Annotated in this window: 11 protein-coding genes; 10 read left to right on the forward strand and 1 reads right to left on the reverse strand. The window is 46.4% G+C overall.

The features are described 5' to 3' along the window. Nucleotides 1-11 precede the first annotated feature (11 nt). From dctP to DWX68_RS03600, 7 genes are all read left to right on the forward strand, one after another. Entirely contained in the window at nt 12-1,100 is a 1,089-nt protein-coding gene (gene dctP / locus DWX68_RS03570; protein ID WP_118467912.1) for a TRAP transporter substrate-binding protein DctP, read from the forward strand. Between the two features lie 128 nt (nt 1,101-1,228). Then, nucleotides 1,229-2,131, forward strand: coding sequence for a fructoselysine 6-kinase (locus DWX68_RS03575; RefSeq protein ID WP_118467914.1), 903 nt, complete (start codon nt 1,229-1,231; stop codon nt 2,129-2,131). Between the two features lie 29 nt (nt 2,132-2,160). Then, nucleotides 2,161-2,997, forward strand: coding sequence for a sugar phosphate isomerase/epimerase family protein (locus DWX68_RS03580; protein WP_118467916.1), 837 nt, complete (start codon nt 2,161-2,163; stop codon nt 2,995-2,997). A 168-nt stretch (nt 2,998-3,165) separates the two neighbouring features. After that, nucleotides 3,166-5,229 carry a hydantoinase/oxoprolinase family protein gene (locus DWX68_RS03585; RefSeq protein WP_118467918.1) on the forward strand — a complete coding sequence of 688 codons (2,064 nt, stop codon included), beginning with the start codon at nt 3,166-3,168 and terminating at the stop codon, nt 5,227-5,229. Nucleotide 5,230: 1 nt separating this feature from the next. After that, nucleotides 5,231-6,970, forward strand: coding sequence for a hydantoinase B/oxoprolinase family protein (locus DWX68_RS03590; protein WP_118467920.1), 1,740 nt, complete (start codon nt 5,231-5,233; stop codon nt 6,968-6,970). A gap of 36 nt (nt 6,971-7,006) precedes the next feature. After that, nucleotides 7,007-8,005 (forward strand): SIS domain-containing protein, encoded by a 999-nt coding sequence (locus DWX68_RS03595; RefSeq protein ID WP_118467921.1) that lies wholly within the window; start codon nt 7,007-7,009, stop codon nt 8,003-8,005. Nucleotides 8,006-8,301: 296 nt separating this feature from the next. After that, nucleotides 8,302-9,039 (forward strand): GntR family transcriptional regulator, encoded by a 738-nt coding sequence (locus tag DWX68_RS03600; protein ID WP_118467923.1) that lies wholly within the window; start codon nt 8,302-8,304, stop codon nt 9,037-9,039. Between the two features lie 246 nt (nt 9,040-9,285). On the opposite strand, the gene DWX68_RS03605 is transcribed toward DWX68_RS03600, so the two are convergent. Beyond that, a complete protein-coding gene (locus DWX68_RS03605; RefSeq protein ID WP_118628632.1) occupies nt 9,286-10,314 on the reverse strand; it encodes a 3-deoxy-7-phosphoheptulonate synthase in 1,029 nt (342 codons plus the stop codon). A 548-nt stretch (nt 10,315-10,862) separates the two neighbouring features. Here DWX68_RS03605 and DWX68_RS03610 point away from each other — a divergent pair. The 3 genes from DWX68_RS03610 to DWX68_RS03620 all read left to right on the forward strand — a co-directional run bounded on the left by DWX68_RS03610 (nt 10,863) and on the right by DWX68_RS03620 (nt 15,555). After that, nucleotides 10,863-11,351 (forward strand): TRAP transporter small permease, encoded by a 489-nt coding sequence (locus DWX68_RS03610; protein ID WP_107000453.1) that lies wholly within the window; start codon nt 10,863-10,865, stop codon nt 11,349-11,351. Beyond that, nucleotides 11,352-14,714 (forward strand): TRAP transporter large permease subunit, encoded by a 3,363-nt coding sequence (locus DWX68_RS03615; RefSeq protein WP_118628633.1) that lies wholly within the window; start codon nt 11,352-11,354, stop codon nt 14,712-14,714. A gap of 268 nt (nt 14,715-14,982) precedes the next feature. Next, nucleotides 14,983-15,555 carry a cob(I)yrinic acid a,c-diamide adenosyltransferase gene (locus DWX68_RS03620; protein ID WP_118628634.1) on the forward strand — a complete coding sequence of 191 codons (573 nt, stop codon included), beginning with the start codon at nt 14,983-14,985 and terminating at the stop codon, nt 15,553-15,555. Nucleotides 15,556-15,567 lie beyond the last annotated feature (12 nt).

The following is a 15,567-nucleotide window of genomic DNA, read 5'->3' on the forward strand; positions in this document are numbered from 1 at the left end:
GAGGAAAGTTTATGAAGAAAAAAATTGCACTTGTCCTGACGGCAGCCATGGCAGTAGGCACATTAGCAGGCTGTGGATCGTCCACTGCACAGACAACCACATCGGAGCAGGCCTCCGCACAGACCACCGATAAGACTGAAGGAGGAGCTGATACAGTAGAAACAAAACCGGCTCCGGCTGGAGCTAAGGTTGTCAAATTCGGTAACTCCGGAGCCATCGGAGAGCCGGCACCGCAGTCCTGTGAAGAGTTCTGTGATCTGGTAAATGATAAGATCGGTGACAGATATTACTTTGAGTTTTATCCCGCAGAGCAGCTTGGCAATGAGACCACGATGCTGGAGAACCTTCAGGTAGGACTGCAGGAGGGCATGATGTGTGCCTTAGATACCCTGGCAACTTATGAATCTGATTTAAACATTCTTTCCATGGCATTTGCATTTAACAATTACGATTCCATGATTAATTACTTAAAGAGTGATGTGGCAGATCCAATCTGGGAGAGCCTGGATAATCAGGGAATTCACGTAGTAAACTTCGAATTCCAGAAGAATCCGCGTATCTTCTTTGCAAACAAAGAGATCAAGAGCCCGAAAGATATGGTTGGCATGAAATATCGTATTCCGAACCTTCCGATCTTTGAGAAAAATGCGAGAGCGATGGGAGCAACACCGGTTGTAGTTGCCTGGTCCGAATATCCATTTGCTTTAATGCAGGGCGTAGTTGACGGTGGTGAGTGTTCGAAAGACTCCTATCGTTCTGCAGGCCTCTATGAGTCTGCAAAATATGTAGCAGATGTGGATTACGCATATCCGGTTGAGCAGATCTGCTTCTCCACTCAGTTCTGGAACAGCTTATCGGAAGAAGATCAGAAAGTAATTTCTGATGCAGCAGCACAGGTAGCTTCTCATCATTCTGAAAGAACTCTCGACAAGTGGGAGGAAGATAAAGAGTGGTTAATTAACGAAGGCGGCGTAACATTCTGTGACATTGATCGCCAGGCATTTATTGATGCAGCAGAACCGTTAGGAAAAGAGCTTCAGGATGAAGGCTTCTTTACAACCAAGGATCTTTATGATCAGACTCGTCAGTTTAATAAATAAGTAAAATTTAAATTAAGAATAATGCTGCCGCTTGGGACAGAACTGCCAGGGAATGGCGGCCTCTTCCAGGCGGCCGCTTTTCGTTTCAAAACAAATTCAATCGATAAAAATACAGGAGGAAACAGAAAATGCTGAAAGTATTAGGTCTTGGAGATAATGTGTGTGATGTATATCTGCATACCGGAACCATGTATCCGGGTGGTCAGGCAGTAAATTTTGCGGTATATGCAAGAATGCTGGGAGCAGAATCGGATTTTATGGGAGTATTTGGAAAGGATGCAGTAGCGGATCACGTGCAGGCATCTTTAGATGCACACGGAGTCGGACACAGTCATTGCCGCATCTATGAAGGAGAAAATGGCTTTGCCAGAGTAACCCTTGTAGATGGAGATCGTGTATTTAAAGGAAGCAATAAAGGTGGTGTTCTGCAGCAGCATCCAATTTATCTGGAAAAAGAGGATTTGGAATATGCGGATGGTTTTAATTTGATTCATACAACCAACAATGGGTTTACCGATGGGCTGCTTCCAGCCCTGCATGGACTTTCTCCCTTGGTAAGCTATGATTTTTCGTATCGCTGGAATGAGGAAGACAGGGTGGAACGTGTATGCCCATATATTGATTTTGCATTTCTATCCTGTAGTGATCTGAATGATGAGGAGACAGAAAAACTGTGCCGGAAGCTGTATGAAAAGGGATGCAGTGTGGTGACAGCTACCCGTGGAAGTAAGGGAGCAACGGTTTTTGATGGGGAGCGGTTTTATTGCCAGCTGCCGGATTATGTCACTCCGGTGGATACCATGGGAGCCGGAGACAGCTTTGCCACTGCTATGCTGATTACCATCTTGAAAAAGCTGGAAACACAACCGGAGGGAAGCTGGAAAAACAGTGAGATAAGGGCAGAGATACTTCCGGAGGCATTGAAAGCGGCAGCTGTATTTTCAGCAGGAACCTGCTTGAAGAATGGTGCCTTTGGAGACGGTGTGCCGGTACCGAAGTCTGAGCATGACCGGATTTACAGAGAATTATAAAAACAAAAATAAAAAAGGAAGTGAGGGTCATGGTGCAGATATCAAAGGAACGATTTGCACTGGGGAGCTATCAGTATCTGCGGTATCCGTTCGAGTACTTTCTGGATACGGCTGTTTTACTGGGAATGCAAAATGTGGAACTCTGGGCAGCAGGTCCGTCCTTCTGTCTGGATACGATGGACGAAGCGCAGCTGAAAGAAAAAGCTGCTCAGATTCGGAGCCGTGAGCTTTCAGTATGCTGTATCACGCCGGAGCAATGCCAGTATCCGGTCAATCTGGCAGCAGAAGATGAAAAAATACGTGAATATAGCATACGCAATTTTGAACGTGCATTTTATGCAGCAGAAATATTGAACTGCCCAAAGGTGTTGGTTTCAGCTGGATGCGGTTATTTCAACAAACCAGTGGAGGATGCGTGGAAGCGGAGCGAAGAGAGCCTGCATCGTTTGTCAGAAAAGGCTCAGAAAATGGGTATTTTACTTGTGCTGGAGACATTGACACCTCTGTCTTCGAACGTGCTGAACACGCCGGAGCAGCAGAAAGAGATGATTTCCCTTATGCCTTCAGGAAGCATGAAGCCTATGCTGGATATAGGACAAATGGTTTATATGGACCAGAAGATAGAACGTTACTTAGCCCATGGAGCAGAATTATCACATATTCATCTCCATGATTCCCACCCGGCGGTTCACATGGCCCTTGGGGATGGGGATCTTCCCATCTGTGAATATCTGGATATTCTTGAATCAGCTGGATATAAGGGAATGTATGCGCTGGAGCAGAATGATCCGAGGTATCGCTCTAATCCAAGGCAGGCAGATATACAGAGCATAAGGTGGCTCAAAAAGCATGGAATTTTTGATTGAAAAAGTATTGACAAATGACGGAAAGAAGAGTATGTTATCAGTAAAGGAGATATGACGTTATATAACAATATAAACTGTATGATGTCAATATCCTGAAAAGTCCGGATGGGTAAACGACCATACCCGGAAGGTGCAGCTTGAAAAATACACTACATAGGAGGAAATACTATGTCATATATGATTGGCGTAGACGTTGGAGGAACGTTTACAGATTTTTCTGTTTTTAATCAGGAAACAGGTGAGTTGTTCAATTACAAGGATAGTTCCACACCGGCGGATCCGTCCAGAGCAATTGTAAAGGGCGTTCAGGATGTATTAGAGATTAAGAAAGCAGCTCCGGAAGAAGTTAGTTATCTGGCACACGGTACAACCGTAGGAACGAACGCATTAATCGAGAAGAAAGGTTGCCGCCTTGGCCTTATTACTACCAAAGGATTTAAGGATCTGATGGAAATCGGAACCCAGAGACGTCCTTCTCTTTACAATCTTCAGGCACAGAAACCGTATCCACTGGTTCCGTCCGGTTTAAACTGTACGGTAACAGAGAGAATCCGTTACGACGGAAGTGTTGAGACTCCGCTGGATGAGAACGAAACAAGAGAGGTCGTTCGATACTTAAAAGCACAGGGTGTGACAGCAATTGCAGTTTGTACTTTGTTCTCATTCATTAATCCGGTTCATGAAGAAAGAATTGAAGAGATCATTCATGAAGAGTTCCCGGAAGCATACGTTACGATTTCCAGTAAACTGGCACCGGAGTTCCGTGAGTTCAGCCGTATGAGTACAACGGTTATGAATAGTTATCTGGGACCGGTTATGGAAAAATATGTAAATAATTTCCGTGATTCCATTGCGAAGCTTGGTATTCAGGTAGAGCCCTATGTAACCCAGTCCAATGGTTCCATCATTTCAATAAAAGAAACCATCGACTGCCCGATTAAGACAGCATTGTCCGGACCGAGTGCCGGTGTTATCGCAGCTGCATATATTGGCAAACAGTGCGAAGCAGACAAGATTATTACCTTTGATATGGGTGGTACCAGCGCAGATATTTCCTTAATTGAAAATTATACACCGCAGGTATCGAATGAGCGTTATGTAGAAGGATATCCGGCCAGAATCCCGATGATTAATATTATTACCATCGGTGCCGGCGGCGGTTCCATTGCAAAGATTGATGAAGGCGGTGCCTTAAAGGTAGGACCTAAGAGTGCGGGTGCAACACCTGGACCGGCCTGCTATATGCGCGGCGGTGAGAATCCTTGCGTAACAGATGCCAATATTGTTCTTGGCAAGCTGAATCAGAAGAAGATTCTTGGCGGCAGAATGTATGTAGATATTGAACTGGCTAAAAACGCTGTCAAGACAAAAATTTGTGATAAATCCAATCTGGATATGAAACGTGCAGCGAACGGTATTATCACAGTCGTAAATTCCAACATGGTTCGTGCAATCCGAAGCGTATCCGTAGAAAAGGGATATGATGTCCGCGAATTTAGCCTGATGGCATTCGGAGGCGCCGGCCCGCTTCATGCATGCGAGGTGGCAAAAGAACTGGGAATGAAGGAAGTATTGATTCCGCCGCATCCAGGTACTCTTTGTAGTCTCGGACTTCTTCTGGCAGATACAAAATTCGACTTATCCAGAACTAAGATCATGAATGGTGAAGCCGGAAACTTAGATGACATCAATGAGCAGTTTGATAACATGGTAGAGCAGGGAACCGGTCTTCTGGATAAAGAAGGTGTTCCGGCAGACAGACGTTACTTTGAATTTGCCGTTGATATGCGTTATCAGCGTCAGAACTTTGAGATCAGCATTCCGGTTCCGGCAGGAAAGATGACGGAAGAGACTTTGAAGAAAGCACTGGCTGATTTCCATGCAGAGCATAAGAGAAGCTACGGCTATTGCAAAGAAGATGCGATTGTACAGTTTGTAAGTTATCGTGTATCCGCTATCGGCGTTATCGATAAACCGGACCTGAAAGCAGCAGAGCTTCATCCGGAGGCACCGATTCCAGAACCGATCGAAGTTCGTCAGGTTCTGTTCCAGAACAGTGATGAGTATGTTGAAACACCGGTCTATTTAAGAGATAAATTTGTTCCGGGTCAGTCGATTCCTGGTCCGTGCATCTGCGAACAGATGGATACTACGTTAGTGGTTCCGAAAGGATGGGTCATCCACGTAGATGGATATCACAACTTAAAGATTCATGATGAGGAGGCGAAGTAAGATGGCAAAACAGATTGATACCGTAACAGTTGAGGTTGTCCGCAATCTTCTGATGTCCATTGCTGAGGAGACTTATGGAATCATTGTCCGCAGTGCATATTCTACTAATATGAAGGAACGTCGCGACGTGTGTACTGCAGTAATCGATCCGGATGGAAATAGTGTTGCCCAGGTGGAAAGTTTAGCTGCACTTTTAGGCTCAATGCTGAGTGTAGTTCCTAATATTTATGAAAAATTTGGAAAGGAAAATGTTCAGCCAGGCGATATGTATATTGCCAATGACCCGTATCATGGCGGCGGCAATCATCTGCCGGATATCGTAATCGCAGCACCGGCCTTTGTGGGAGATAAACTGGTTGGCTGGATTGCCAATATTGCGCATCATTCAGATATCGGTGGTAAGGTACCTGGTTCTACCTCCGGAGATGCAGATAGCTTATTCCAGGAAGGTATTCGAATTCCGGTAATCCGTATCCGCCAGAATGGAAAACTGATTCCGAGTGTTATGGACCTTCTTCTTGATAATACCAGAGTTCCACAGGAAAGAGAGGGCGACCTGACCGCACAGATGTCAGCAAACCTGATCGGTGTACAGAGAATTCAGGAAGCTTATGCCCGTTATCAGGACGATTTGATTGAGTGCATGAAAGAGCTGGTAGGCTATTCGGAGCGCCGTGTCCGTGCAGTCGTTGCAGAACTTCCGGATGGAGAATACAGCTATACCGATTATGTGGATGGCTGCGGCGACAAATATCCGGATCCGCTTCCGATTAAAGTGAAAATTACCATTAAGGGTGATGACCTGACAATTGATTTTACAGGAACCGCTGAGCAGATTAAAGCACCGATCAATGTGCCGTACCCTTGTACGAAAGCAGCCGTATTCTTCTCCATTAAGGCATTAATGGGAGATGATATCCCAGCCAATGAGGGAATTAACCGTGCGATTAAGATCATTGCACCGAAGGGCTGTATCGTTAATCCAACAGAACCAAGTCCGATTGGTGCACAGATTGACTGCCAGCAGCGAATCCCGGATGCCATTTTCGGAGCATTGGCACCAATCTTCCCGGATACCGTCGTAACGGCTGGTAATGGTGCTTGTACCACCACCATCTTAGCAGGTGAAGGTGCAATCGGAACAGACAGTGTGTTTATTTTCCACGAGGTTATTGCCGGAGGCGGCGGTGCTTCGAAGGGATTAGATGGTTTATCTGGTGTTCAGGTAAACATGACCAATACCTCTAATATGCCGATTGAGGCAACCGAGATGGAGTTCACAAAGATTCTTGCCAGAAAATATGAACTGAAGGAAGATACAGGCGGTGCCGGCCAGTTTAGAGGCGGCCTTGGTATCGAGCGTGAGTTAGAGATGATGCAGGATGATGTGGCATATACCGGATTAGGTGATCGTCATAAATTCCATCCATGGGGATTAGATGGCGGTAAAGAAGGCGCTGCCGGTGCATTCTACCGTGTAACTCCGGATGGAACTATCACAAAAATGGGACACAAGACAACCAGTTTTCCGTTAAAGAAGGGCGATATCATCCGGGTTGAAACTCCTGGTGCAGGCGGATATGGTGATCCGATGAAGCGTGAGCCGGAAAAGGTATTAAAGGATGTCATTGAGAAAAAGGTGTCTGTAGAGGCAGCGAAAAAAGATTATGGTGTGGTTGTTGTATCAGATGGAGTTCATTATCAGGTAGACGAACAGGCAACCAAAGCCCTCAGAGGATAAGATACGGCAAAACGTAAGAAAGAGAGGATTAATTCTATGATTAAAGGTATGCAGGAAGTCATCGATGTGATGACAAAAGCCAAAGCAGATCTGGATAAAAATGGCGGATTAAAACAGGTTATTTTCGTGGCTTGCGGAGGATCCTTTGCATCCTCTTATCCGGCACGGTTTCTGTTAAATCAGGAGAGCTCTCTGCGTGTTCAGGGATATAACAGCAGTGAGTTCGTGAATGCAACTCCGAAGAATGTAGATAAGAATACACTTGTGATTGGAACCTCCACTAAGGCAACGGCAGAAACCGTGGAAGCATTAAAGGTGGCAAAAGAAAAAGGCGCCGTTACGGTTGGTTTATCCGGATATGCAGATTCTCTGACAGCGCAGACGGCTGATTATTATATTACCTACTATCATGCAGATGAGTGGTATAAGGATCCAACCTTAGTTCATTACAACAGCCAGGGCACGGCGTTAAAGATTGCGTTCTGGCTCTTAAAAGAATATGACAATTATGAGGCATATGATCAGGCTCTGGAAGGATTCGAGAAGCTGGAAACAATTTACGGAAAAGCATATACAGATGTGCGTGCGGAGGCAGCTAAATTTGCCATGACCTACAAAGATGATACTGTATGGAATGTAATGTCAAGTGGTGCAGCCTGGGAGGTATCCTATTCAGATGCATTCTGCTTCTTTCAGGAGATGCAGACCGTACACTGTGTTCCGATTCATTCTGGTGAATATTTCCACGGTGCTTTTGAGACCTGTGACAAGGATCTTGCCATCCTTCTGTTCAAGAGCATTGGACGAACAAGACCGGTAGATGAGAGAGCAGAACGCTTCTTAAATCAGTTTGGCGGTCATCATTGGGTTATCGATGCAGAGAAGCTTGGCTTAGGCGAACTGGATGAGAGTGTTGCAGAATACTTCAATTCACTTCTGTTCCATCCGATTTCCAAGCAGTTTATTTCAGCAATGGCAGATGTGAGAATGCATCCGATGACATATCGCCGGTATATGTGGAAATTTGATTATTAAGGATTGAAGTAACCACATGAGCAAAACAGAAGCTGCAAAGCAGCGGTTTTTCGAATGGAGTTCTGAATAGTTACAAAAATATAATATAAAAGCAGGCCTGCAACCTTGTAGTTGTTGTGGGCCTGCTTTTTTCTTTTTTATACCGAGTAAAAAAAATACAATTTCTTTGTTAAAATAACGAAAAAAGCTTGTAATGGAACAATACAAATAGTATGATAGTGTATATAACATTATATATCATTTTGACTATATAGATGTAGGGCTCAATTATTATAAAGAATGAAAAGGAGAAGGGTATGGAGATAAATACAAATCCAAACAGCATAGTTCCATTATATGCACAGATTGTGGAGAGTTTGAAACGAGATATTGAGAATGGGGTTTATAATGCAACGGAACGAATTCCGGCAGAGGCAGAGTTAGCAAAACAGTACAATGTGAGCCGGATCACAGTTCGGCGTGCAGTGGATGATCTGGTGAGCCAGGGCCTTGTGGAAAAGAAGCAGGGAAAAGGAACCTTCATCTGCCGACAGAAATTCGCGAAGGATATAAAAAATCTCCAGAGCTTTTCAGAAATGTGCCGTCATATGAATATGAAGCCTGGAGGACAGATGCTTGAAAACAAGCTGGTTCTGGCAGATGACAAGATTCAAAAACAGTTAAATCTGGAACCTGGATCCTATGTGGTTTATATTTCGCGTCTGCGTACAGCGGATGGGGAACCGGTAGCCATTGAGAAGAATTACTTTCCGGTAAAATATTCCTTCCTTCTGGAAAAGCAGTTTAATGATAATTCTCTGTTTGAGTGCCTGCAGGAAGAGGCCAAGGTAAGAGTTGCTTCCTCAGAGAAGCGGATTGAATTATGCCGAGCCACGGCCGAAGAAGCAAAACTGATGAAAGTTAAGAAGGGAACACCGCTTCTTTATATTAAGAGTGTGACATATACATATGATAGAGAGCCTCTGTATGCAGGAGTACAGCTTTTTAATGGCGAAACCTGTTCTTTTTATGTATGTGAATCAATTGAACAATAAACCTAATATTCATTAATGCAGAAAATCAGATTTTTATTGCATCGAAATGGTGAATCTTAAGAATTTCTTCATAATTTATTTAAAGAGAATACAAACATTTTGGAGATAGGCATGATATACTATAACCATAATAAATGCATGATACAAAAGATTTAATCCTTTAACCTTTTTGAAATCCGAATTCCTAACGAAAAAAAGTCCGGCGGAGCTTTTCCACCGGACTTTTTTTCTGCATATTTCTATATTTTACAATCCTTCAGCCATTTCATACAGCAGACGCTCGGAATCATCCCATCCCAGACACGGGTCGGTGATGGATTTTCCGTAGATGTGTTCGCCAACTTTCTGGTTGCCTGGTTCGATGTAGCTTTCGATCATGACGCCTTTGACGAAATTACGGATATCGTCGGAGTGACGACGGCTGTGGAGTACTTCCTTGACGATACGGATCTGCTCCATGTATTTTTTGTTGGAGTTGGAGTGGTTTGCATCGATGATGCAGGCCGGATTCTTCAGATCACGCTCGTTGTAGAGGTCTAAGAGCAGCTTCAGGTCTTCGTAGTGGTAGTTCGGCAGGCACTGGTCATGCTTGTTGACAGCACCACGCAGGATGGTGTGGGTCAGCGGGTTGCCCTGTGTCTTTACTTCCCAGCTGCGGTAGATGAACTCATGACCGTGCTGTGCTGCGTGTACGGCGTTCAGCATGACGGAGAGTGCGCCGCTGGTCGGATTCTTCATGCCGACCGGTACGTCGATGCCGCTGGCAACGAGGCGGTGCTGCTGGTTCTCAACGGAACGTGCGCCGACTGCAACATAGGACATAACGTCGGAAAGGTAGGTCAGGTTCTCCGGGTATAGCATCTCGTCTGCGGTCGAGAAGCCGGTTTCTTCGATCACACGCATGTGAAGTTTGCGAATCGCGATCAGACCCTGGTATAAGTTTGGCTTACCTTCCGGATTTGGCTGGTGTAAAAGTCCCTTATAGCCGTCACCGGTTGTTCTAGGTTTGTTGGTGTAGATTCTAGGAACCAGAATCAGTTTGTCCTTCACTTTCTCCTGTACCTTGGCAAGACGGTTTACATAATCAATAACCGCATCTTCCCGGTCAGCAGAGCACGGACCAATGATGACAAGAAACTTGTCGCTGTCGCCTGTAAAGACGTCACGGATAGCAGCGTCCCTTCGAGCTTTTTCTGCGGCCAGCTCCGGTGCCAGTGGAAACTGTGCACGAATCTCGTCCGGGGTCGGCAGCTTGCTGACATATTCAAATCCCATGAGTTTTATCCTCCTGTATTGTCTAAAAGATTTTCGCACTTTAAAGCGTATGATGCTTATTATAGTATAGAAAAATCAAATCATCAATAGGTTGAGGGAAAAGAATTTTATTTCTTTTATGCTATTTTTACGCAGCTTTTATTAAATAGACCGTAGTCTATAAAAATGGTTGACGTATTTATTAAAAAAGTGTAGAATATATTCCATATCAGCAATATTTAATTTTAGTTTGATATTGTTCCATATGAAAACGGAACCGTTCATGCCTCGATTGACTGAGAGCAAGGGCGCGGCGGTCACTGTTTTTGTACGAATCCCGCACAAGCGGGAGCAGCGTTTGTTTGTTTGGTGCTGCATATGTTTGCGTGTTTTCCGAGAAAAACAGAACATTTAGCAGAAATCTGGCACTTCATTCGTCCCTATTATCTGGGGGCGTTTTTTTATGCCTTAGGAAATTGCGTCCTATGACACAAAAACGTTCAGATGAATGCGTACAGCCGACAGAAATGTGGAAAAATGAGATACTTATTTTAGGAGGAGAGCGCAGTATGAAAGGATATAAAAAGCTGATGGATATTGTGGCGATGGTTGAGAAAACTGTGCTGGTAGTCACGATGCTCCTGATCCTTGTACTGACGGTGGGAAATGTATTTTCCCGTAAGGTGATTCACCAGTCCTGGTCCTTTACAGAGGAGCTGGTTGTTGCCATTTTCGTATTAATTACACTGCTTGGCGCGGCGCTGTCTGCGCGTGAGGGCGGATTGGTAGGCTTAAATCTGGTAACAGAGCGTCTGCCGAAATCAGCAAAGAAGCCGGTCATGATTCTGATTACGATCTTTTCGGTTCTTTTTATGGGAATCTTATTTTACTATGGCATGGACAAGGTACTGGCGCAGCTTGCGAACCAGAAACGTACCTTTGTGCTGAACTGGCCGGAGTGGATCTTCTGGTCCTTTGTACCGATCGGTTCGGCGTGCATGATTCTTCATTTTATCGAGTTCTGTCTCGATGAGTGTACGAAAAAGGAGGACAAATAAATGGTTAGCGCAGTTCTTTTTATTACCTTTTTCGTATTATTGGTGCTGAATGTGCCGATCTCCGTCTGTCTGGGACTTTCTTCCGCAGCGGCGATCCTGTATTCCGGTACTTCTTTAACGATTGTCGCGACGAATATTTACTCCGGCATCAGTAAATTCCTGCTGCTGGCGATTCCGTTTTTCGTATTATCCGGAAATATCATGGCGAAGGCGGGGATTTCCACGCGCCTGATCCGTTTCGTTGACACATGTGTCGGTCACAGAAAAGGCGGCATTGCGAATGTGTGTATCATCGTAGCCTGCTTCTTCGGCGCGATCTCCGGTTCCGGTCCGGCGACGGTAGCGGCCCTGGGTGCGGTCCTGATTCCGGCGATGATAGAGCGGGGCGGTTTCTCCGTAGCCTTCTCGACGGCATTGATGGCAACTTCCAGTTCCATCGCGATCGTCATCCCGCCGAGTATCGCGTTTGTCGTATACGCGTCGATCACAGGTGTTTCCATCGGAGATATGTTTATGGCAGGCATCATTCCGGGTATCCTGATGGGTCTGGCTCTGGTAGTTGTCGTTATGCTGGAGGTACGCCGCAATCATGTCGTGCCGTCCAACGTAGAGAAGGCATCTGCAAAAGAGCGCTGGAACGCATTTAAGGATGCATTCTGGGGATTTTTGATGCCGGTCATCATTCTGGGCGGTATCTACGGAGGCATCTTTACACCGACCGAGGCGGCAGCCGTATCCGTTGTGTACGGTCTGTTTGTCGGTATGATTATTTATAAGGAAGTAAAATTTAAAGACCTGTGGGAAATTCTGATTGATTCGGCAAAGACCACCGGCGGCATCATGCTGATCGTAGCGTGTGCGTCGCTGTTCTCTTTTGTCTGCACCCGTTTCGGTATTTCGACGGCTGCTTCCGAACTGTTAGCAAGAGTGGCAGGCAACCAGTTTACTTTCTTGCTGATTTGTAACATTATTTTCCTGATCGCGGGCTGCTTTATTGATGCAAATTCTGCGATGTACATTTTCATCCCGATCATGCTGCCGGTCTGCAAGGCACTGGGCTACAACGTGATCGCATTTGGTATCATGGCAACGGTCAACCTGGCAATTGGTCAGGTAACACCTCCGGTCGGTGTCAACCTGTTTGTCGCGATCGGCATCAAATTAAGAGACGGTATCCGCGTAACGCTGCAGGAGATTTCCAGGGCAGTCGTTCCGATGGTAGCCGCTTCCATTGTTGTTTTACTGATAATTACTTATATTCCGCAGATTTCGACCTGTCTGCCGGCGGCACTGGGAAGTTCGGCAGCCATTGAAAATGGCGAGACAGCCGGAGGCGACAGCGGAACCACCCAGACAGACAATGACGATTTCAACACGATCGGCGATTACAGCGATCTGGATTGGGCGGATATGACCTGGAACTTTACGTGTTCCACAACCGAGACAAGCACCTGGGCACAGGCGGGACGCAAGTTTGGCGAGCTCATGGAGCAGGCGACCGGCGGCAAGGTCAAAGTAGATGTTTACGCAGCCGATCAGCTGACCGGTGGAAACCAGTCTGAGGGCATCCAGGCACTGATGAACGGCGATCCGGTGCAGATTTCGATGCACAGCAACCTGATTTATTCGGCATTTGACCCGCGGTTCAATGTTGTATCACTGCCGTATCTGTTTGATTCTGTTGAAACAGCGGATGCAGTCTTAGATGGTCCGGCGGGCGACAAGCTGGTTGAGATCCTGGAAAGCTATGGCCTTCATTGTATGGGTATGGCGGAGAATGGTTTCCGTCAGCTGACCAACAGCGAACATCCGGTTCGTTCCGTGGAAGATATGAAGAACCTGAAACTGCGTGTGGCTGGTTCGAACCTTCTGATGAAGTGCTATGAGCTGTGGGGCGCAGATGCGACCAATATGAACTGGTCCGAGACGTATACGGCGCTGCAGCAGGGCACGGTAGACGGGCAGGAGAACCCGCTTCCGGCGATTGATGCGGCGAGTGTACAGGAAGTACAGAAATATGTTTCCCTGTGGAACGCAAACTATGACTGCCTGTTCTTCTGCATCAATCAGAAGCTGTATGACAGCCTGACACCGGAGCAGCAGGCGGTTGTTGATGAGGCAGGCCGTAAGGCAGTTGCTTACGAGCGTGAGATCAACCGTGCAGGCGATGAGGAGATTCTGGATCGCTGGCAGACTAAGAACGGTGTGGAGGTGCTGAAATATGAGGATCTCGACATCGAATCCTTTAAGAAAGCAGCTGAGCCGGTAACGGAATGGTTTATCGGAGAACTGAAAACCCAGGGCTTTGATGATGCAGAGGATCTGGTAAACACCTTTACTGAAAATGCGGCTAGTGCAGTTAAGACGGCGGGCATTGAAAATTCTTCGACCTATCAGGTGGAAGATCACAGTGACCTAAACTGGCCGGAAATGACCTGGAACTTTACGTGTTCCACGACAGAAACCAGTACCTGGGCACAGGCAGGACGCAAGTTTGGCGAGCTCATGGATCAGGCAACGGGCGGCAAGGTCAAAGTAGATGTTTACGCAGCGGATCAGCTGACCGGTGGAAACCAGTCCGAGGGCATCCAGGCGCTGATGAACGGAGATCCGGTGCAGATTTCGATGCACAGCAACCTGATTTATTCGGCATTTGACCCGCGTTTCAACGTGGTATCGCTGCCGTATCTGTTTGATTCAGTGGAGGATGCCGACGCGAAGCTGGACGGCGAGGCTGGCCAGAAGATGGATGAGATTCTTTCTTCCTATGACCTGCATTGTATGGGTATGGCGGAAAATGGTTTCCGTCAGCTCACGAACGGCGTGCGCCCGGTTCATTCCGTGGAAGATATGAAGAACCTGAAAGTACGTGTGGCTGGTTCAAACCTTCTGATGAAGTGCTACGAGCTGTGGGGCGCAGATGCGACCAACATGAACTGGTCCGAGACTTACACGGCATTGCAGCAGGGTACGGTAGACGGTCAGGAGAACCCGCTTCCGGCGATTGATGCGGCAAGCGTACAGGAAGTACAGAAATACGTTTCCATGTGGAATGCAAACTATGACTGCTTGTTCTTCTGCATCAACCAGGATATTTACGACAGCCTGACACCGGAGCAGCAGGAAGTAGTCGATGAGTGCGGTAAACTTGCTGTTCAGTACGAGCGCGAGATCAACCGTGCAGGCGACGACGAGATCCTTTCCAGATGGCAGTCCAAGAATGGCGTCGAGGTCATCCCGTATGAGGATCTGGATATCGATTCCTTCAAGGCGATTGTAGAACCAGTAACCGAGTGGTATATCGGGGAACTGAAAAAACAGGGTTATAAGGATGCGGAAGAGCTGGTTGCTGCATTCAAATAGGAAAATTAGAAGTTTGAAGTTAGAAGTTTGGTAAAATTGAATCATTGAGTTTGGTTTTCTGGCGGTTCTGGTCCTTGGGATCAGACCGCCAGATTGCGTATATGGGGAAATTTACGTTACTGGGCACGTATGCGTGAACAGTAAGATGCCAAATATTTCAATGTAAATTTTCAATCGGGCAAATATTGTGGTTGGCAGTTTGATATGATAAGATAGTTGGTATCGGTGCGCTGAAAAGCGAGATAAAAAGAAAGAAAAGGAAAAATATATGGGATGTGTACATCTGTACTGCGGCGACGGAAAAGGAAAGACGACGGCGGCGATCGGTTTGGCGGTCCGGGCGGCAGGAACGGGAAAACAGGTAGTTGCTGCCCGCTTTTTAAAAACGGACCAGTCTGGGGAGGTGGAGATTTTAAAGCGGCTCCCGGAGGTGACGTTGATTCCCTGTGAAAAAACATTTGGATTCACGTGGAAAATGACCGATGAGGTGAGGCAGGAGGCAGCGGATTATTATAAAAGTATGTTTGAGACAGCGTGCCGTGAGGCAGTGAAGCGGTGTGGGAAAACGGAGGATTCAAGAAGCAGGAAAATACAGAATAATGAAACCTGCGATGTTCTGCTAGTGTTGGACGAGGTCTGCGCTTCTCTTTCTTCGGGACTTTTGGAGCTGGCGGATATAGTGGATTTTCTGGATCACAGACCAGCGGATCTGGAAGTTGTGATGACGGGGCGGAAACCGCCGGAGGAGCTGCTTTTGCGGGCTGATTACGTGACAGAGATGGAAAAAATCAAGCATCCGTTTGACCGGAAAATCCTGGCGCGGCGGGGAATTGAATATTAGAGAGGGGACTCT

The sequence above is a fragment of the Clostridium sp. AF20-7 genome (genome assembly GCF_003479275.1).
GTDB classification, from domain to species: Bacteria; Bacillota; Clostridia; order Lachnospirales; family Lachnospiraceae; genus Otoolea; species Otoolea fessa.